This window comes from Streptomyces sp. NPDC002580 (assembly GCF_042889485.1).
Classification (GTDB): Bacteria; Actinomycetota; Actinomycetes; order Streptomycetales; family Streptomycetaceae; genus Streptomyces.
On the sequence record NZ_JBIAQZ010000004.1, the window covers coordinates 37,323 to 56,394 of the forward strand.

The following is a 19,072-nucleotide window of genomic DNA, read 5'->3' on the forward strand; positions in this document are numbered from 1 at the left end:
AAGTCGGCAGTACGCGTGGGGAGTCCGGGGCTCACTTCTTGGTGGGCGCGATGTTGCCGACGGTGATGCCCTTCGGGTTCAGGTGGGCGATGTGGCCGCTCTCGGTGCCGGCCGCGGGGTCGATCACGCAGTCGACGAGCGCGGGGCCGCCGGAGGCCAGGGCCTCGGTGAGGGCGGCGGTCACCTCGGCGGGTGTGGTCGCGCGGTAGCCCTTGCCGCCGAACGCCTCGATCATCCGGTCGTGCCGGGCCGCGCCCATCAGCGTGGTCGGCGAGGGGGCGTCGCCGAGGGGATTGACGTCGTCGCCCCGGTAGACACCGCCGTTGTTCATCACGACCGTGACGACGGGCAGTCCGTACCGGCAGATCGTCTCCAGCTCCATGCCGCTGAACCCGAAGGCGCTGTCGCCCTCGACGGCGACGACCGGTGCGCCGCTCTCCACGGCGGCGGCGATCGCGTAGCCCATGCCGATGCCCATGACCCCCCAGGTGCCGCTGTCCAGGCGGTGCCGCGGCACGTGCATGTCGATGACGTTGCGGGCGATGTCCAGGGCGTTGGCGCCCTCGTTGACGATGTACGTCTCCGGGCGGCCGCGCACGACGTCGCGTACGGCCTTGAGGGCGCCCATGAACTGCATGGGACTCGGGTCCGCCTCGAGCCGCTCGGCCATCTTCGCGACGTTCTGCGCGGAGCGCGCGGCCAGTTCGTCGCGCCAGGCGGCGGGGGCCGCGATCCGGCCGGGCTTGGTCCTCTCGGCGATCGCGTCGAGCACCGACTCGATGTCGCCGACGAGCGGGGCGGCGATGGGCTGGTTGCTGTCCATCTCGCGGGCCTCGATGTCCACTTGGATGAACCGGGCGTCCTGGTTCCACTGCGGCGCCTCGCCGTGGTTCAGCAGCCAGTTGAGGCGCGCTCCGACGAGCATCACGACGTCGGCCTTCTTCAGGGCCAGCGAACGGGCGGCGGCCGCCGACTGGGGGTGGTCGTCGGGCAGCAGACCCTTGGCCATCGACATCGGTATGTAGGGGATGCCGGTGGACTCGACGAACTCACGGACACGGTCGTCCGCCCGCGCGTAGGCGGCGCCCTTGCCGAGCACCACCAACGGCCGTTCGGCGCCAGCGAGAAGCTCGATGGCCCGGTCGACGGCCTCGGGGCCCGGCAGCTGGCGCGGCGCGGGGTCGACGAGGCGGCTCAGGGTCCTCGCGCCCGCCGCCGCGTCCATGACGGAGCCGAGCACCGCGGCGGGGATGTCGAGATAGACACCGCCGGGGCGTCCGGAGACGGCGGTGCGCAGGGCGCGGGCGATGCCCCGGCCGATGTCCTCCACGCGGCCCACCCGGTAGGCCGCCTTGCAGAACGGCTGCGCCGCGGCGAGCTGGTCCATCTCCTCGTAGTCGCCCTGCCTGAGGTCGACCAGGTGCCGCTCGCTGGATCCGGAGATCTGGACCATCGGGAAGCAGTTGGTGGTGGCGTTGGCCAGCGCGACCAGACCGTTGAGGAAGCCCGGCGCGGACACGGTCAGACAGATGCCGGGCCGCTTCGTCAGGTAGCCGGCCGCCGCCGCGGCATGCCCCGCGTTGCTCTCGTGCCGGAAGCCGATGTAGCGGATGCCCCGAGCCTGCGCGAGGCGGGCCAGGTCGGTGATCGGGATGCCCACGACCCCGTAGATGGTGTCGACGTCGTTCATCGTCAGCGCGTCGACGACCAGGTGGTACCCGTCGGTCAGCTCGGTCGGAACGTCGGCGTTCGCCGTGGTCTCCGGTGTCGAGGGAGCGGTCATGGTCCGGGATCCTCCTTGGGCAGGTCCTGTCGTCACGGTGGTTCCTCTCACTGTCCGCAGCCCGCTCTCCCTCGTCCGGGACCCCTTCAGGAGCCGCACCGCGTCGATCACCAGCGGGTGCAGCCCCTCGGCTCCCCCGTCGACGTGCGCGAGGAGCCGGGCGCGCATGCGGGGGTCCCAGAAGCGGTCGATGTGACCCGCGACGGCCTCGGCGGCCGACTCCCCGGGCAGATGACGGAGGTTGACGGCGATGTCGTTCGCCATCCGCGTCTCCGGCGGCACGGTCGCCGTCATCTCAGTCCACCGCCGTGAGGACGTCGCCGACGGCCGACTCCGGTGTCTCGCCCCCGGCTCGTCCGACGGACTCGTCCCCGGCCCGTTCCGGTGTCCCGTCGCCGTGCCCGAGCGGATGGGCGAGTCCCACCTGTACGGCGGTCACCTTGTACTCGGGGCAGTTGGTCGCCCAGTCCGAGTTCTCGGTGGTCACCACGTTGGCGCCGGTCACCGGGTGGTGGAACGTGGTGTAGACGACGCCGGCCGGCATGCGGTCGGAGATCTCCGCCCGCAGCGTCGTACGCCCGACCCTGCTGGCCAGGGTCACCAGCGCGCCGTCGGTGATGCCGCGCACCTCGGCGTCGTGCGGGTGCAGTTCGAGAACGTCCTCGGGGTGCCAGGCGACATTGCCGGTCCGCCGGGTCTGCGCGCCGACGTTGTACTGGCTGAGGATGCGCCCGGTGGTGAGCACCAGGGGGAAGCGCCGGGTGCTGCGCTCGTTGGTCGGGACGTACGCGGTGACGACGAACCGGCCCTTGCCGCGCACGAACTCGTCCACGTGCATCACCGGTGTCCCCTCGGGCGCGGCGGCGTTGCACGGCCACTGGACGCTGCCGAGCTTGTCGAGCACCTCGAAGGAGACGCCGGTGAACGTCGGGGTGACCGAGGCGATCTCGTCCATGATCCGGCTGGGGTGGTCGTACTCCATGGGGTAGCCCATGGCCGTGGCGATCTCGCACACGATCTGCCACTCGTGCTTGCCCGTCCTCGGCTTCATCACCGCGCGCACCCGGTTGATCCGGCGCTCGGCGTTGGTGAACGTGCCGTCCTTCTCCAGGAAGGACGCGCCGGGCAGGAAGACGTGGGCGAACTTGGCGGTCTCGTTGAGGAACAGGTCCTGCACCACGACGAGTTCCATCGCCGCGAGCGCGGCGGTGACGTGCCGCAGGTTGGGATCGGACTGGGCGATGTCCTCGCCGTGCACGAACAGGCCGCGGAAGGTGCCGTCGATCGCGGCGTCGAACATGTTGGGGATGCGCAGTCCCGGCTCGGCGAGGAGGGTGCCGCCCCACAGGTTCTCGAACACCTCGCGCACGGCGTCGTCGGAGACATGGCGGTAGCCGGGCAGTTCGTGCGGGAAGGAGCCCATGTCGCAGGAGCCCTGGACGTTGTTCTGCCCGCGCAGCGGGTTGACGCCGACGCCGTCGCGGCCGATGTTGCCGCACGCCATGGCGAGGTTGGCCATTCCCATGACCATGGTCGAGCCCTGGCTGTGCTCGGTGACACCGAGGCCGTAGTAGATGGCCCCGTTCGGCGCCTGCGCGTAGAGCCGCGCGGCGGCCCGCAGTTGACCGGCGGGGACACCGCTCACCTGCTCCGTGGCCTCCGGGCTGTTCTCGGGCAGGGCGACGAACCGCGCCCACTCGTCGAACCCCTCGCACCTGCGGTCCACGAAGGAACGGTCGACCAGGCCCTCGGTGACGACCACGTGGGCCATGGCGTTGACGACGGCGACGTTGGTGCTGGGCCTCAGCTGGAGGTGGTGCGCGGCCTCGATGTGCGGGGAGCGCACCAGGTCGATGCGGCGGGGGTCGACGACGATCAGCTCCGCGCCCTCGCGCAGCCGTCGTTTCATCCGCGAGGCGAACACCGGGTGTCCGTCGGTGGGGTTGGCGCCGATCACCATGATGACGTCGGCCTCGGCCACGGAACGGAAGTCCTGGGTGCCGGCCGACTCTCCGAAGGTCTGCTTGAGTCCGTATCCCGTCGGGGAGTGGCAGACGCGGGCGCAGGTGTCGATGTTGTTGTTGCCGAACGCGGCCCGCACCATCTTCTGGACGACGTAGACCTCTTCGTTGGTGCACCGCGACGAGGAGATGGCGCCGATCGAACTCGGCCCGTACCGGCGCTGGATGTCCCGCATCCGGCGGGCGACCGTGCCGATCGCCTCGTCCCACTCCACCTCCCGCCAGGGGTCGGTGATCCGGTCACGGACCATGGGGCGGAGCATCCGGTCGGGGTGGGTGGCGTAGCCGAAGGCGAAGCGGCCCTTCACACAGGAGTGGCCCTCGTTCGCTCCGCCGTCCTTGTACGGCACCATGCGCACGAGTTCGTCGCCGCGCAGCTCGGCCTTGAAGGAGCAGCCGACACCGCAGTAGGCACAGGTGGTGACCACCGACCGGGTGGGCATGCCGAGTTCGACGACCGACTTCTCCTGGAGCGTGGACGTCGGGCAGGCCTGGACGCAGGCCCCGCAGGAGACGCACTCGGAGTCCATGAACGTCTCGGCGGCGCCGGGCGAGACCTTGGAGTCGAAGCCGCGCCCCTCGATGGTCAGCGCGAAGGTTCCCTGCACCTCGCCGCAGGCGCGTACGCAGCGGGAGCAGGCGATGCACTTGGCGGGATCGAAGTCGAAGTAGGGGTTGGACGTGTCCTTCTCGGCGTCGAGATGGTTCTCGCCCTCGTAGCCGTACCGCACCTGTCGCAGGCCCACCACGCCCGCCATGTCCTGGAGTTCGCAGTCGCCGTTGGCCGGGCAGGTCAGACAGTCGAGCGGATGGTCGGAGATGTACAGCTCCATGACGCCCTGGCGGAGCTTCTCCACCTTCGGTGTCTGGGTGCTCACCCGCATCCCGTCCGCCACGGGGGTGGTGCAGGAGGCCGGGGCGCCCCGCCTCCCGTCGATCTCCACGAGGCAGAGCCGGCAGGAGCCGAACGGCTCCAGGCTGTCGGTGGCGCACAGCTTGGGTATGTCGATTCCCGCGAGCGCGGCGGCGCGCAGTACGGACGTGCCCTCGGGCACGGTCACCGGAAGGCCGTCGACCTCCACCGACACCGTGGCCGCTCCGGGCCGTTCCGGGGTGCCGAAGTCGGGTTCCTTGAGCAGGGTCATGCCGTGCCCTCCGTCCTCACGCGCTCGTCCGCTTCGGGTGGGTCCGCCCGTCCGGTTCACGGGCGAGGAAATCGTCGGGGAAGTGCGCGAGGGCGCTCCGTACGGGCATCGGCGTCAGCCCGCCCATCGCGCACAGCGATCCGTCGGTCATCAGGTCGCACAGGTCCTCGAGGAGCGCCAGGTTCTCGTCCCGGTGCCGACCGGCCACGATCTTGTCGATCACCTCGACGCCGCGCACCGAACCGACCCGGCACGGCGTGCACTTGCCGCAGGACTCGGCGGCGCAGAACTCCATCGCGAAGCGTGCCTGGGCGGCCATGTCGACGGTGTCGTCGAAGACGACGACGCCGCCGTGGCCGACCATCGCGCCCGCCGCAGCGAAGGCCTCGTAGTCCATCGGCAGGTCGAACATCGAGGTCGGCAGATAGGCGCCGAGCGGCCCGCCGACCTGTACGGTGCGCACCGGGCGCCCGGAGAACGTGCCGCCGCCGTAGTCCTCCACGAGTTCGCGCAGTGTGACGCCGAACGCGGTCTCGACGATGCCGCCGCGCGCGATGTTCCCGCCGAGCTGGAACACCTGGGTCCCGCGCGAGCGTTCGACGCCGAGTTCCTGGTACGCCTGGGCGCCGGCCGCGAGCACGACGGGGACCGTCGCCAGGGTGAGGACGTTGTTCACCACGGTCGGTCTGCCGAACAGGCCCTCGATCGCGGGGATCGGCGGCTTGGCGCGGACCGTACCGCGCTTGCCCTCCAGGCTCTCCAGCATGGAGGTCTCCTCGCCGCAGATGTACGCGCCGGCGCCGACGCGGACGTGCAGGTCGAAGTCGAGCGCGGAACCGAGGACCCCCTCGCCGAGCCACCCGTGTTCGCGGGCGATGCCGATCGCGGCGCGCATGGTGGCCACCGCGTCCGGGTACTCCGAGCGGATGTAGAGGTAGCCCTCGTTCGCGCCGACGGCGTGCGCGGCGATCGTCATGCCCTCGATGAGCATGAAGGGGTCGCCCTCCATGGCCATCCGGTCGGCGAAGGTGCCGCTGTCGCCCTCGTCGGCGTTGCAGCAGACGAACTTCTGCTCGTCCACGCGGTCGAGCACGGTCTTCCATTTCAGGCCGGCCGGGAATCCGGCGCCGCCCCGGCCGCGCAGCCCGGAGGCGGTGACCTCGGCGACGACGTCCGCGGGCGGTCGCTCCAGCGCGGCGCGCAGGCCCGCGAGGCCGCCGTGCGCCACGTAGTCGTCCGTGGAGAGCGGGTCGGTGACGCCGATCCTGGCGAAGGTGACCCGGTTCTGGCGGGCCAGCCAGGGCAGTTCGCCGACCACGCCGAGTCGCAGGGGATGGTCGGCGCCGTCGAGCATGCCCGCGGCGAGGAGTCCGCCGACGTCGGACGGGGTGACGGGGCCGTATCCGACGCGGCCGCGCGGGGTCGCCACCTCGACGAGGGGTTCCAGCCAGAGCATGCCGCGTGATCCGTTGCGTACGACGTCGAGGGCGAAGTCGGCGCGGACGGCGGCCTCTTGGAGGGTGTCGGCGACCTCGTCGGCGCCGACCGACCGGGCGGCCGAGTCGCGGGGTACGTAGACGGTCGCCGCGGCGGGCGTGGTGTCGTTCACGATGAGACCGTCCCGTCGAGGATCGAGGTGAGCCGGGCCGGGCCGACCCGTCCGTACAGCCGGCCGTTCACCTCCACGGAGGGCCCGAGCGCACAGTTGCCGAGGCAGAAGACCTGCTGGACGGTCACGGCCCCGTCGGGGGTCGTCTCCCCCAGCGCCAGTCCGGCCTCGCGGACGTGGGCCACCAGCCCGTCGGACCCCAGGGCCTGGCAGGCCTCGGCGCGGCAGATGCGCACGGTGGTGCGTCCGGCGGGCTCGCGACGGAAGTCGTGGTAGAAGGTCACCACTCCGTGGACGTCGGCCCGGGAGAGGTTGAACTCGTCGGCGAGGACCGGAATCGCCTCCTGCGGCACTTGCCCCAACTCGGCCTGCACGGCGTGCAGTACGGGAAGCAGCGCACCACGCTCACCGCGATGCCCGGCCGCCAGCCTCCGGACCACACTCTCGACCGTCACGTCACTCGCGCTGGTCGTCATGATCGCTCCGCCCTCCGTCACGCGGTCCCCGGCGATGCTTGCGGGAGACTGCGACCCTACCCCATACAGGCTTCTGTATACAGAACTCAATCGAACTCCACCGCTTCCCAACTCCTGATCCAGCGAAGGTAATTACCTCGGAGGGATGACAGGGCCGCGAAGGACCCTGCCGGCCGTCCGCACTCGCGACCTGCACGGAGGCGCACGCCGGCCCCGGCCGGACGGTATTCCCGCGGACCCCGGACCGCTCCTGCGGCAGCACGCCATCCTGCATACCAAAACCTGTATCCTGACGCAGCCGTCGGCGATCCCGGCGGCGGTCACCACTCGGCAGAGCCGCCGGCCCCGAGGGCGCGGTGGCAGAACGGGGCTCCCATGCGTGAGGCACTCACGGCCGCCGCGTCCCGGCGCGTCACCCGCCCGGCACCACTGCGGCAGGCCGTGTACGACGCCCTGACCGAGCTGATCGTCAGCGGCTCGCTCAAGCCTGGCCAGCACCTGGTCGAAGCGGAGCTCGCCGAGCACCTGGGCGTCAGTCGCCAGCCCGTGCGCGAGGCCCTGCAACGACTCCAGACCGACGGCTGGGTCGACCTGCGCCCCGCCCAGGGAGCCTTCGTCCACTCCCCCACCGAGGAGGAGGCCTCCCAACTCCTCGGTGTCCGGGCCGTCCTTGAGACGTACTCGGCGCAACTCGCCGCCCAGCAGGCGAAGCCCGAGGACGTCGAACGGCTTTGGGAGCTTCACCAGGAGGGAGTCGACGCCCTCGCCGCGAGCGATGTCGACCGACTGGTGGCGGCCAACACCGCGTTGCACGCCTTCATCACGTCCATGGCCGACAACGCCGTGCTCGCCGGCCTGATCGCTGGCGTCAGCCAGAAGGTGCGCTGGTACTACACGCCGATCGCCCGACCTCGCGGCAAGGAGGCCTGGAACGAGCACGCCCAGCTGATCAGGGCGATCGCCAAGGGCGACGCGGACCGCGCGGGCGAGGTCATGCGCAAGCACACCGAGCGCACCACGGGCTTCTATCGCAAGCAGTACGCGGCCGGGGCGAACCAGGACTGACCGCGGGCGCACCCGCGGGGGGCCCACCCCGCCGCCACCCGCCCGGTCACTCCGTCCACCGGACCCGGTCGCGTCGGCGCGTGCGGGTCGGCGGGGTGGAGGCCCGCACCCCGCCGTCCGCCGGGCCGGGGTCACGTCGACGCGAGGGAGTCGGCGGGACGGCGGTGCGAGCCGAGGTCGAGCCCCTCGGCCTCGGGACCAAGGCCGAGGCCATCACCCCCATCACGCCCGGCCCCACCACTTCCGCCCCCATCACTTCCGCCCCCATCACGCCCGGCACTGTCGTGCCCGGCCTCGTCACGCCCGCCCCCTCCACCGACGGATCCATCGCCGACGCACCGGTCCGCGACACACCCCTCCGCGACGTCCCGTTCGTGGCCGACCCCGAGGATGTCGGCTCCGGCGGCCGCCCTCAGCTCCGTCAGCCACGGCCGCACGATCCGCAGCAGGATGTCGAGCCCTCCGCCGTCCGGGCCGAGCATCACGTCGGCGGGAAACAGCACCGGATCGGCGCACACCGTGGAAGTCGCGCCGCCGGCGGTCCCTCCCCCGACGACCGCTCCCCCTGCATCCGCTCCCCGGCCGGGCCCGGCCGGTACGAACAGATGCGGGGCCTGCGCCGGGACCACCCACAGCGTCAGACCGCCCCGCCCCGCGACCGGCCGGGAGGACCAGAGGTAGCTGTCGGCCTCACCGGCCGCGACCACCTGCCGCTTCCAGCCACGGAGGGCGATCACGTCGCCGGAGCGGGAAGCGACGGAGTACGGCGACCCGTGCGAGACCCGCGCCACCCCCTTCCCGCCGGGTGATCCGTCGGCGAGCGCGAGGCTGCCGAGGTGTCGCCCGGCGGCGATCTCGCACCGTACCCAGGGACGACCGCCGCAGGACTCGACGGCGGCGACCGCGGCGAAGTGGGCCGTGAGCACGGCGGCGGTGGCCGGGCACACCCGCGCCGTCCGCGCCACCACGTCGACGGCCTCCGCCAACCCGAGGCCGGCCCCGCCGAACTCCGTGGAGACGGTGAGGCCGAGCAGTCCGGCGCGCCCAAGGGCCGCCACCAAGGCCCGGGGAAACCCGCACCCCCGGACGGCCGCTTCGGCGGTGGGCGCGACGGTCTTCGCCAGGACCGCGGAGAGGGAACTGCGGTACGACACGGGGCGACCCCCTTCTCAGGAAGGATTCCCACAGTAATTGCATACAGTATGCCATCGCTGTTCGAGGTGCGCCAGAGGAGTGCGGGGGTAGGTTGCGCCCTCTCGCCGCGGACGGGCGTCGACGCCGAGAGGGCGGGACGACTCAGGCTCTCGGGTCGATCTCCCGCAGCAGCCCCGTCGTCACGCCGAAGACGAAGCCGCGCACGTCGTCGGTGACGACACCTCCGGCGTTGCGCACGGCATGGCAGTCGCCGAGTCGGAGGCCGAGTGCGGCGTGGAGATCGATCCGGGCGTCCATACAGACCACGACGGCGACGCGCTGGACCGGACGGGCATCCATCCCGGGGTCCACGAACTCGGCTGCGTACTCGCGGTTGGCCGCCACGAGCCGGTCGATGACCGTCCCGTCGCCCGGACGACGGTCGGCGGGCTGGGCGAGTCGGGGCACTGGGGTCGACATGCCGGGCCGCCCCACTCCGGTCGAGGACAGTTCGAACACGTGAAGATCACTCTTCACGTCGCAGAGGAGCATTCCCCCGGGACACGCCCGGCCGCCCGTCATCGAGCCCGGCAGCGGGAGGGCCAACCGCCGGGCGGGGAGGGCGAGGAACGGGCCTCCGAGGACCTCCGGACAAGGAGCGACACGTATTCGGCAGGGGTGACTACCGCATATCGCATACACCACACCTCATACGTGCTTACCTCGTCCTGCGCGCCCCAGGTTCCAGCGGGCCGCCGCGTGTGCCGCGCACGCTTCCGCTCAGGGTGACGGCGGGAGAGGGCGTCCTTCCGCGGCGATGTCCGCACGGGCGGTGTTGACCGCTTCCTCCAGGTCCTGGACGTGCTGGGCACGGCTTTTGGCCGCGGCCTTCGCTCTCTTGGGAATCCGTTGGACGGGCAGTTCGCCGAGCCACACCCGCGCGCCCGTGATCACTCTGTTGGCTCGCTTACGAGCCGACTTGCTCATCCTGGGTCGCAGTCCGCCGAGTTCGGCGATGAGGTCGCTGATTCGCTTGTCCTGCCGCTTCTTGACCGTGGTCGTCGCGTGACGGGGAGGGACGGCGGTCGCGGTCCGACGGGGCGGTGGCGGTGGGGGGACGCGCCAGGCGCGCAACGCCGTGGCCAGTTCGCTGTGCCCCACGGAGGAGGACCGTGCGGGCGCCAGATCCAGTCGCGGGTCCATGGCCCGCGCCGGTCGGCCGTACGCGGCGAACGCGCGCCGCACCTCGGCTTCGGCCCACTGCCCGAGACGCGCCGAGCCCTTGGCGTACGGGACGCCGAGCCGTGCGAGGATCTCGCCGAGATAGGGCAGGGGCCCGTCCCCGTCGCGAATCAAGGCCGAGCGGACGGGAACGTATTCGGAGAGCGGGGTGTCCACCTCCACGAGCAGATCGCAGCGGTCGGACACGGAGAGCCGCGAGCTATCGAATCCGACCCGGCCGGCGAGTTCGTCCCACGTCGTGGTCGAGCCCAGCCGGGCGGAGTCCGCCAGAGCGTCGCGGAGGTGGGTCACCAGGTCCGCGTGCGTGCGCGGCCGGGACACCACGGGAACCCGGACAGGGACGGTGGTGACCGGGCGGACGGGTGCCGGTTCCGCGCGGGAGGCGGGTTCAGGACGACGGACGGCCCGTGGCGGCCCGGCGGGCGGGAGTTCAGGCTCGGGCGGGTCCCCGGGCCGCGGGGTCCACAGGCCCGTGCGCTGGGCTTCGTGGGCGTGGAGACGGGTGTAGCGGTCGGCTTCGACCGCCCAGCCTCGGCCGTCTTCCAGGACGAGCATGAGCGCGGGGTCCTGCACGCGGTACACGTGCTCGGCGGAGGGCGCGTCCATGTCGGCCGGAAGGGAGAGCAGCCCGCGCACGACGGGGCTGTCGACCGGCTTGACGTCCGCGACGAGCAGGTGGCGGTCCTCGGTGGCGAAGGGCGAAGAGGAGGGGACGTCGGCCTCGTCGACAGGGGCGAAGACGAAGCCGCCCCGCAGGGGGAACGAAGGCACCTTCGGGCCGGGGCCGGAGAGGCGAATCGTCTCGAGGTGCGGGGTGACCAGGCCGGTCGGCGTCAACTCGCAGTCCTCGAGCGGGGTCCAGTCGACCGGGCCCGTACGGTCGCGCGGTTCGGCCCCGATGTGAACGCGCCGCTCACCGCCGACGGTCTCACAGCGGACACGCAGGCAGAAGCCATGGCGGCCGGTGAGTTCACGGGTGACGGGGGTGTCGACGCCGAAGACCCAGTCCAGGTCGTCGACGTCCAGGGACAGGTCGTCGTCGGCGCGCCGCCAAGTTCGGTAGTCGAGTGGGCTCAACTGGAAGCGCAGCCTGCGCCGGATGCCCGGCAGGTGGACGTCGACGGCGTCGCCGGGACCGGTCCCGAGGTTCCGCGTCCGCACCTGGCCGCGCACCTTCTGCTTGCCGAGCAGGCGTTGCACCCCCCGCTTGATGAACAGGTGGTCGGCGCTGGACTCGCCGTTCGCGGCGCGGTGGCAGACGGGGGCGCTGGGGTGGTGGGCGAAATGACAGACCTTGTCCGTGTACCGCTTGTCGCTCAGCTCGCCGCCGCAACCGCCCAGTTGGATGCCACACCAGTAGGTGTACACGGGATGGGCCCGGCGCCAGTGGTCCAACTCGTCGGCCTCCATGGGGAGGATGACCGGGTGATCGGAGTTCTTGTCTCCGATGACGGCGGTCTGCACGCGGCGGTGGTCGAAGACGATGCCGTACTGGGACATGGAGCCTCGCGGTGGGACATGGGGACACGGCGCACCGGAGGGCCACGGGTGCACCGGCCGGTGCGTAGGACGATCGTACGACCGGACGCCGTGCCGATCGCCTGATGGGGTGACGAACGAAGTCGACGGTCACAGCCCGGAGCCCCACAGAGGGATGCCGTGGCGGCGACGCCCGGGCAGAACCGCTCCGCGCCACCCGGCCTCCGGCCGGACACAGCCCCTCGGCGGCCCCCTCCCGGAACTGGACACCGCCTCGCACCTGGACCTGGACCTGGACCTGGCGAACCGGAGGACACCGCGATCCCCACTCCGCGCGCGACCGATCAGGAGGCGCCTCGATGCGTCGTACGGCGCGGTGCGGACCGGATTCGTCCTGCACCGCTGCCGGGCCGCCGCGAGCCGCCGTGGTCACGTCACTCGGGAGCACCGCGACACGGCTGCGGGAAAACCGCTCGCGCTCCCCGCCACCCCTTGCGACACCGCCGGAGGAGGGGCGACCCGACCCGCGTTCCCGAGTCCTCCCACGTGGCTCCGGCAGTCGTATGCCCCTGGGTGTTTTATGGTGACTCAAGGAGTATGCCCCTACCGGAGGTGCAATGATGCGCGCCGCGGCAGCGATCGTCTCTGTGACTGTCGGCGTGGCGCTCATCGTCACGACCTCGGCTTGTGACCAGGGCGGGTCCGAGTCGTCGAACGTCCGCTACGGCGACTGCGCGGTCTCGGGACAGCGCGGTGAGTTCCACCTGTCGCCCGAGACGGCGGGCGCCCTCACGGTCAAGACGACCCTGCCCGCGCCCGGCTGGTGGAACGGCGGGGACACGCCGGGCTCCATCACGAGCGGCTACGAGTACTGCATGGCCGCGAACATCGCCTACCGGTCCGGGCTCGACCGGGTGAAGGTGGAGAACGCCCCGTTCCCGGTGATCGTGTCCGGCCGGACCAAGGACTTCGACCTGGCCCTGGCCCAGATCACGATCACCCCGGAACGGAGCAAGGTCGCCGACTTCTCCCCGGCCTACCTCTCCTCGACCCTGGGAGTGCTGATCAGGGACGGCGAGAAGATCGACCAGGCCAACATCCGTGACGTCCGGATCGGAGTGGCCGAGGGCACCACGGGTGAGCAGTTCGTCGAGCAGCGCCTCAAGCCGACCAAGCCCGTCACCGCCTTCGCCAACGATCCGGAGATGGTCACGGCGCTGGAGGAGGGACGGATCGACGCGGTCGTCCACGACACGACGATTCTGCTGGCGTACCCGCAGAAGCGGGAGCAGCGGGTACGCCTGGTGGGCCAGTACCGGACCGACCAGGGCTACGGCGCCCTGTACCCGAAGGGGTCGTCCGAGAAGGACGAGCTGGACCGGATCATCAAGCAGCTGATCGACGACGGGACGCTCGCCAAGCTGTCGGCCGTCTATCTCGGGGCCGCGTTCGGCCAGGACCCGGCCAAGATCCCGTACTTCACCGTGCCCGAGGGCTCCTGAACGCCCGGCGGGCGCACACCCCGGGGCGGGCGGCGGGCCGGCGTCCGTCCCCCGTCACAGGTCCGCCATCAGGAGTCCGCTCAGGTCTCCGGCGGCTCCCGCGTCGAGCGCCTGCTCAGCCCAGATGATCTTGCCTCGGTCGGTGTACCGGGTCCCCCAGCGGCGGGACAGCTGCGCGACGAGGAACAGGCCACGGCCCCCCTCGTCGGTGAGGGTCGCGCGGCGCAGGTGCGGAGAGGTGCTGGTGCCGTCGGCGACCTCGCAGATCAGGCTGTCCCGGTCGCGCAGCAGCCGCAGACTGATGGGGGTCCCTCCGTACCGGATGGCGTTCGTCACCAGTTCGCTGAGGATCAGCTCGGTCGTGAACGCCGCCTCGCCGACCCCCCAGGATTCCAGCCTGCGGGTGGCCTCGGCGCGGATCCGGGGGACGGCCGCGGGGTCGTCGGGCACCTCCCACTCCCCGACCTGGTCCGGGTCGAGCAGCCGGGTGCGCGCGACGAGCAGCGCCACATCGTCACTCGAACGGGTGCGGAGCATCGCGTCGAGGACCGCCCGGCAGGTGGCCTCCGGGGTGGCGCCGTCCGTGTCGGCGAGCGCCGCCCGCAGCATGCCGAGCCCGACGTCGATGTCACGGCCGCGGGCCTCGACCAGGCCGTCGGTGTAGAGGACGAGCCGGCTGTCGGCGGCCAGCCGGAGTTCGGCCGTCTCGACCGGCAGGCCTCCGCCGACGCCGAGCGGCGGGGCGACGGGGATCTCGGGGAAGCTCACGGAGCCGTCCGGCGCGACCAGCGCCGGACCGGGATGACCGGCCCGGGCGAGGACACAGCGCCCGGAGACCGGATCGTAGACCGCGTACAGGCAGGTGGCGCCGGTGATGGCATCGGTGCTGCCCTCGGCCGCCGCGTCCTGGTCGATCCGGGTGATCAGGTCGTCCAGGTGTGCCAGAAGCTCGTCCGGAGGCAGGTCCAGGGCGGCGAAGTTGTGCACCGCGGTCCTCAGCCGGCCCATCGTCGCGGCGGCGTGCAGACCGTGTCCGACGACATCGCCGACCACCAGGGCCACCCGGGCACCCGGCAGCGGGATGACGTCGTACCAGTCGCCGCCCACCCCCGCCTGTGCGGGCAGGTAGCGGTGCCCGACGTCCAGGGCGGACAGCTCGGGGAGCACGCCGGGCAGCAGGCTGCGCTGGAGGGTGACGGCCGTCTTGTGCTCGCGGGTGTAGCGGCGCGCGTTGTCGATGCACACGGCCGCCCGGGCGGCGAGTTCCTCGGCCGGCGACAGGTCGTCCGCCTCGAAGCGGTCCTGCTCCGAACGCCAGAACTCCACGACCCCCAGCAACTGGCCCCGGGCCTGGAGCGGCACCGAGATCATGGAGTGGATCCCGTAGTCGATGACCCGCTGGGCCCGCTCCGGGTTCTGGACCCGCCAGCCGTCGGCCATGGCGAGGTCCTCCACCAGGACCGGCCGGCCGGTGGTCATACCGATGGCCACGGGGTTGCCGGGCTCGTAGCGCATGCGCCGCCCGACGGGGTAGAGGGGCACCCCGTCCCGGATGCCCGCGGCCGCGACGCGGCGCATGTCCATGGTCGACCCGGTCGGTTCACCGCCCTGCAGCACGGGCTCCACCAGCTCGACGGTGGCGAAGTCGGCGAAGCGTGGGACCGCCACCTCGGCCAGTTCCTCGGCGGTCCGTTCCACGTCGAGGGTGGTGCCGATCCGCATGCTGGCCTCGTAGAGCAGTTGCAGTCGCCCGCCCGCCACGTCCGCCCGGCCCGCGAGGGCGCGCAGCTCCGTGGTGTCCCGCAGGGTGGCCACGGAGCTGCCCTTCAGACCCACCGGCCGCACGTTGACCGCGAGCAGGATGTCTCCGGCCAGGAAGACCTTGTCCGTGGCCGGGCGGCCCGATCCCAGCAGGGCGGCCAGGTCCGGGTTCAGCCCGAGTCCGGTGACCGGCCTGCCCTCGGCCTCCGGCGGCAGTGCGAGCAGCCGGCGTGCCTCGTCGTTGACCAGCAGCAGCTTTCCGTCACCGTCCAGGATGATCACGCCCTCGCGGACCGCGTGCAGCACCGCGTCGTGGTGCTCGTACATGCGGGTCATCTCCACCGGCCCCAGGCCCCGGGTCTGGCGCCGCAGCCGCCCGCTGACCAGTGCCGACCCACCGGCGGCCAGCAGCAGCGCGAGTCCGCCGGTGGCGAAGATCACCGGCAGCTGGCGCTGCACCACACCGGTGACCTTGTCCACCGTGACCCCCACGGTCACGAGGCCGACCGCTGTCCCCTTGTCGTCGAAGACGGCCACCGTCGAGTCGACCGCCTTACCCAGACTGCTGTCGAACGTCGTCTGGTGGGGCTCGCCCTCGAGCGCCTCATCGTAGGAGGTGGAGACGTGCTTCCCGATCTGGTCCGGGTCCGGGTGGGTCCACCGGAAGCCGTAGGGGCTCAGCGCCACGACGTAGTCGACGCCGGTCTTCTTGCGCACCGCCTCGGCATGCGGCTGGAGTTCCGCCGTCGGGTCGTCGCTCTTCATCGCCTCGGCGGTGCCCGGGGCGTTCGCGAACGACTCGGCGGCCACCAACGACCGGTCACCGGCCTCCTGGATCGCGCGGTTGCGGTCCTGGACCACGAGCACCACCACGGCCGTGGTGATGAGCACCAGGATGACCACCAGTTGCAGCAGGAAGACCTGACCGGCGACGCTGCGCGGCTTCAGCAACGACCACAGGCGTCGGCCGAACGAACGCTGACGGGCTTCCGGGCCGGCTTCCGCCGGCCCGGCCTTCGGCGGCACGCGGTCGCCCCGGCGGCTCGCCGGGACATCTCGCCCAAGTTTGCCCATTTCATCAGTATCAGTGACAGGTCCGGCGGGCGCGGCTCAGGATCGACTGGTCCAGGCGCCGAGTGGTGTCGCCACCGTCCCGGCCTCCCCGCCGGTCGGCGGTGGAGGCCGGGGCGAGCCGGGCCGGCTCGCCCCGGGGGAGGTCAGCTGTTGGCGTTGAGGACGGGGTAGTAGCCACCGGCGTGGCCGGTGGCGGTGGGGTGGTACGACTCCCAGCCCGGCGAGACCGCCAAGGAGTGCAGCCAGCCGTCGCTGGAGCACAGCTCATGACCGCCGAACGTGGTGCGGACGTCCCCGAAGACGAAACCGTGGGCGGCGGCACGGCCGGCGATGACACTGTCGATGACGTCCGAGGCCTCGTCGATCTTGCTGTGCTTGGTGGCGCTCAGGCCGACGCAGAAGACGTTGAGCGTGTACATGCGCGGATAGCCGAGAACGACCACCTTGGCGTTGGGCGCCTTGGCGCGGATGGCGTCGTAGGTGGCGTCGAGGCGGGCGGGGAGCGTGTTCCGGGCGTAGTTCTCGGCCGTGTTCACGCGATTGACGCAGTCGGTGTCCGAGCCGGTCACGCAGGTGGTCATGACGTCCGAGAAGCCGGCGTCGTTGCCGCCGACGGTGAGGGAGACGAGGCCGGTGGAGGAGTTCAGCGGGGCGAGCTGGCCGTTGGTCACGTCCGTGGTGACCGCGCCCGAGCAGGAGGTGTCGGCGAACGAGGACGGTGCGTGGGCGTTCTTCCACAGATAGGGGTAGGCACTGAGGCTGCGGTGGCAGCCTCCGCTCGAACTGTCGTAGTTCCCTGCGCCGTTGCCGGCCGAGTACGAGTCACCCAGTGCGACGTAGGCCGGGCCGGCGGCATGCGCCGGACCTGTCAGCACCAGGCCGAACATCATCGCGAGACCGAAGGCGGCAAGGGTGGATCGCAATTTGACGCGTCTCACAGGACCTCCCTGAACGGGAAAGCTGGCCCCCATTTGGTACAACAGGCAACCATATTATGGAAGTGTTCATGTCAAAATTGGTTCCGTATTCAACATCACGTTTAACGCCACGGAAACACGCGCGAGCACGCCCTGAAACCGGTCCCGCCGACACACAGAGGGCGCGGGGGCACCGGCCGGTGCGGCCGCGGGCGGCGATCACCCTGCGCGCGGGCGGGGTCCGCCGACTCCCGCCACCCGGCCCCGAGCCGCCGGACCCAGAGGGCACGGCATGACCCTCCGGGATCACCGGTACACGAGGCCACGGCCGTCGGGCGGAGCCTCGGGGCCCGCGCGACTCACCGCGTGAGCCCCGCCACAAACCCCTCCCGAAAAACGGACTAATAGATAAAAATGCTTCTTTGTGGCTGATTACCTCCTTCGGTAACCAGTTCCGGGGATTCGACGACCAGTGGCAGGGAGAAGCGCTTGATCACCGTACGCAGGCGACACGCAGGACTGATGGTTACGGTCGGCGCACTCGCGCTCACGGCGCTCGGCGGTACCAGTCACGCTGCCACCAACGACACCGGGGCCGCCCCGGAGAAGCAGACGCAGGCGGACAAGAAGGCCACCCAGGACGCTTCCGACGCCCGAATAAGGATCACGCCCGGGCAAGGAGCCCGCGGCGTCGGGATCAACGACCCCGTGAGAGTCACCGTCAGCGACGGCACCCTCACCAAGGTGACCATGACCGCCGTCGCGACCGGTACCGAGGTTCCGGGCACCCTGTCCGCGGACGGCACATCCTGGAAGCCGAACGGCCCCCTGAAGCAGGCGACCCGGTATCAGGTCGCCGCGGAGGCCGAGGACGCGAAGGGCCGCTCCGCCACCGGGAACTCCACGATCTCCACGGTCTCCCCCGCCAACGACTTCCTCGGGCACCTCTCCCCCGCGAACGGCTCGACCGTCGGTGTGGGCATGCCGGTGACCTTCGACTTCGACAAGGCGATCGGCGACAAGGCCACTGTGGAGTCGAAGATCCAGGTCAGCACCAGCACCGGCGAGCAGGTCGTCGGCCACTGGCTCAACGACAGCCGCCTGGACTTCCGCCCCGAGCACTACTGGAAGCCCGGCTCCACCGTGACCGTCACGATGAACCTCGACGGCGCACAGGAGACGGTCACGTTCAAGATCGGCAGGAGCCAGGTCAGCACCGTCGACGCCAGGACGAAGCAGATGTCCGTCGTACGGGACGGCAAGACGATCAAGACCGTCCCGATCTCGTCCGGCAGCGCCGAGCACCCGACGTACAACGGCCAGCTGGTCATCTCCGAGAAGTACCGGCAGATCCACATGAACGGTGCGACCGTCGGCCTCACGGAGAAGGACGGCAAGCCCTCGTACGACATCAAGGCCGTACCGCACGCCATGCGCCTGACCAACTCGGGCACCTTCATCCACGGCAACTACTGGGGTGGCGACTCGGTCTTCGGCAAGGTCAACACCAGCCACGGCTGCGTCGGCCTGAAGGACGTCAGGAACGCCGGCGACGGCAAGCAGCCCGCCGCGTGGTTCTTCGACAACTCGCTGATCGGTGACGTCGTGATCGTCAAGAACTCCGCCGACAAGACCACGGTGGCCGCGGACAACGGCCTCAGCGACTGGAACATGCCGTGGAGCGAGTGGATCTCGGGCAGCACGTCCAACTGACGCCACGCCACTCGCGCGGGTGAACCCGCGTCCCTTCCGCCAGGCGGGGGGGGGGCCCCCCGCCGCCGCCCCCCCCGGGGCCCGGGGAACGCCACATGTACCCCACCCAATGGGGGGGGGGCGCATTAAGGGGGGGTGGTTTATTTTTTTG

11 protein-coding genes and 1 pseudogene are annotated in these 19,072 nt (G+C 71.1%); 3 read left to right on the forward strand and 9 right to left on the reverse strand.

The window, feature by feature from the left end; genetic code table 11:
* Window positions 1–31 precede the first annotated feature (31 nt).
* Genes oxc through ACFYW7_RS14360 form a run of 4 tightly spaced genes read right to left on the reverse strand, consistent with a single transcriptional unit; the run spans window position 32 to window position 7,034 of the window.
* On the reverse strand, window positions 32–2,077 hold the full coding sequence (oxc, locus tag ACFYW7_RS14345) for an oxalyl-CoA decarboxylase (RefSeq protein WP_389501765.1): 2,046 nt from the start codon (window positions 2,075–2,077) through the stop codon (window positions 32–34).
* A gap of 1 nt (window position 2,078) precedes the next feature.
* On the reverse strand, window positions 2,079–4,949 hold the full coding sequence (gene fdhF / locus ACFYW7_RS14350; protein WP_389501767.1) for a formate dehydrogenase subunit alpha: 2,871 nt from the start codon (window positions 4,947–4,949) through the stop codon (window positions 2,079–2,081).
* Window positions 4,950–4,965: 16 nt separating this feature from the next.
* The gene (locus ACFYW7_RS14355; protein ID WP_389501769.1) at window positions 4,966–6,558 is read right to left on the reverse strand and encodes a formate dehydrogenase beta subunit; all 1,593 of its coding nucleotides are present in this window, start codon (window positions 6,556–6,558) and stop codon (window positions 4,966–4,968) included.
* Window positions 6,555–7,034 (reverse strand): NAD(P)H-dependent oxidoreductase subunit E, encoded by a 480-nt coding sequence (locus ACFYW7_RS14360; protein ID WP_389501771.1) that lies wholly within the window; start codon window positions 7,032–7,034, stop codon window positions 6,555–6,557. The genes ACFYW7_RS14355 and ACFYW7_RS14360 overlap by 4 nt, the downstream gene beginning before the upstream one ends.
* A gap of 375 nt (window positions 7,035–7,409) precedes the next feature.
* Between ACFYW7_RS14360 and ACFYW7_RS14365 the strand changes: the two genes are divergently transcribed.
* On the forward strand, window positions 7,410–8,099 hold the full coding sequence (locus ACFYW7_RS14365) for a GntR family transcriptional regulator (RefSeq protein ID WP_389501773.1): 690 nt from the start codon (window positions 7,410–7,412) through the stop codon (window positions 8,097–8,099).
* A gap of 131 nt (window positions 8,100–8,230) precedes the next feature.
* On the opposite strand, the gene ACFYW7_RS14370 is transcribed toward ACFYW7_RS14365, so the two are convergent.
* The 3 genes and pseudogenes from ACFYW7_RS14370 to ACFYW7_RS14380 all read right to left on the reverse strand — a co-directional run bounded on the left by ACFYW7_RS14370 (window position 8,231) and on the right by ACFYW7_RS14380 (window position 11,975).
* On the reverse strand, window positions 8,231–9,253 hold the full coding sequence (locus ACFYW7_RS14370; RefSeq protein ID WP_389501775.1) for an acyl-CoA dehydrogenase family protein: 1,023 nt from the start codon (window positions 9,251–9,253) through the stop codon (window positions 8,231–8,233).
* A 202-nt stretch (window positions 9,254–9,455) separates the two neighbouring features.
* A pseudogene (locus ACFYW7_RS14375) lies at window positions 9,456–9,713 on the reverse strand (carbonic anhydrase); the annotation flags it as partial.
* A 300-nt stretch (window positions 9,714–10,013) separates the two neighbouring features.
* Window positions 10,014–11,975 (reverse strand): hypothetical protein, encoded by a 1,962-nt coding sequence (locus tag ACFYW7_RS14380; RefSeq protein WP_389501777.1) that lies wholly within the window; start codon window positions 11,973–11,975, stop codon window positions 10,014–10,016.
* 638 nt (window positions 11,976–12,613) lie between these two features.
* On the opposite strand from ACFYW7_RS14380, the gene ACFYW7_RS14385 reads away from it, so the two are divergent.
* A complete protein-coding gene (locus ACFYW7_RS14385; protein ID WP_389501779.1) occupies window positions 12,614–13,456 on the forward strand; it encodes an ABC transporter substrate-binding protein in 843 nt (280 codons plus the stop codon).
* 54 nt (window positions 13,457–13,510) lie between these two features.
* On the opposite strand, the gene ACFYW7_RS14390 is transcribed toward ACFYW7_RS14385, so the two are convergent.
* Window positions 13,511–16,291 (reverse strand): SpoIIE family protein phosphatase, encoded by a 2,781-nt coding sequence (locus ACFYW7_RS14390; protein ID WP_389501781.1) that lies wholly within the window; start codon window positions 16,289–16,291, stop codon window positions 13,511–13,513.
* Window positions 16,292–16,434: 143 nt separating this feature from the next.
* On the reverse strand, window positions 16,435–17,229 hold the full coding sequence (locus ACFYW7_RS14395) for an SGNH/GDSL hydrolase family protein (RefSeq protein WP_389501783.1): 795 nt from the start codon (window positions 17,227–17,229) through the stop codon (window positions 16,435–16,437).
* A 501-nt stretch (window positions 17,230–17,730) separates the two neighbouring features.
* Between ACFYW7_RS14395 and ACFYW7_RS14400 the strand changes: the two genes are divergently transcribed.
* Complete coding sequence (locus tag ACFYW7_RS14400) at window positions 17,731–18,921, forward strand: Ig-like domain-containing protein (RefSeq protein ID WP_389501785.1); 1,191 nt, start codon at window positions 17,731–17,733, stop codon at window positions 18,919–18,921.
* Window positions 18,922–19,072: the final 151 nt, after the last annotated feature.